The organism is Bacillus sp. P4_D3, from assembly GCF_056401855.1.
This window is the reverse complement of record NZ_JBFUIN010000934.1, coordinates 1-1,054: the sequence shown is the minus strand read 5'-3', so window position 1 is coordinate 1,054 and position 1,054 is coordinate 1. Positions and strand designations below refer to the sequence as shown.

General features: G+C 35.5%; 2 protein-coding genes. Both read right to left on the bottom strand.

The window, feature by feature from the left end; all coding sequences use genetic code 11:
- The coding region (gene uptA, locus AC1DTM_RS28125; protein WP_477001448.1) for an undecaprenyl phosphate transporter UptA at window positions 1-511 on the bottom strand (511 nt) is incomplete at its 3' end.
- Between the two features lie 194 nt (window positions 512-705).
- On the bottom strand, window positions 706-1,054 hold a 349-nt coding region (locus tag AC1DTM_RS28120), incomplete at its 5' end, for an NUDIX domain-containing protein (protein ID WP_477001447.1).

Sequence of the window (1,054 nt, the reverse complement as noted above, 5' to 3'; positions counted from 1 at the left end):
CAGATGCATACTCTTTAATATGTCGCCAATTTCCACCAAGCTTTTCTCCTAAGTATATAAAAAGAATTGACCATGGAATAATCGCTACTACTGTATACAGTGTAAAGAGCTTTAACGGCATCTTAGCTAGTCCTGCAGGAATAGAGATAGCATGACGTACAACTGGGATAAAACGTGCAGAAAATATCACTCCAGCTCCATAACGCTTAAACCAATTTTCTGCTATGTCTAAATGATGTTTATTAATAAGCAGATATTTCCCAAACCTCTCAACAACCGGACGCCCTCCGTAGTATCCAAGCCAGTATAAAAAGATTTGCGCTAAAGTACCACCGATTGTTCCGGCAATAACAGCACCGACAAAACTAATTTTCCCTTCTGCCACTAAAAATCCAGCATACGAAAGTACAATCTCACTTGGGATAATTTCAATCATTAAACCTAGTGCTACTCCAAAGTATCCTAGACTTGCAAAGAATTGCAATAACTGATCTATTATATTCGCTAACATATTCTTTTCTATCTCCTTTTTTCTTCACATACCCTCCCATTATCACATAAAGATTGCCATCTGCCAATATAATCATGTGAATCTCTTCACCTAACTCATAGACTTTAAAGAAGACTACACTAGACTCTTTTTTGTTACAAGAATATGTACAACCCTTCATCAATATACCCTAAAAGGATACTTGATTCATTTAATTAATCAAGTATCCTTTCCTTATTTCGATCTTTCATAAACGCAAACATTTCTTTAATCTGCCATTCGGTATTTCTAGCGATTGATAAATMAGGTATTTCATTTTCACTAAAAAAATCTATATCCTCTGTTTCAATACTTAGTTTCTTTTCTCCACCAACAATCTCGCAACCTATAAAAACCTTATATATATGGGTTGCTGATGGAGATGGTTGATGTTTTTCTTTATCGAATATTGCTAGTAGCCTAAAATGATCTACTTTATAACCTGTCTCTTCTAATACTTCTTTTACTGCGACTTCTGTTGGCGTATAACCAATATCGGCCCATCCACCTGGCAATGCCCATTTT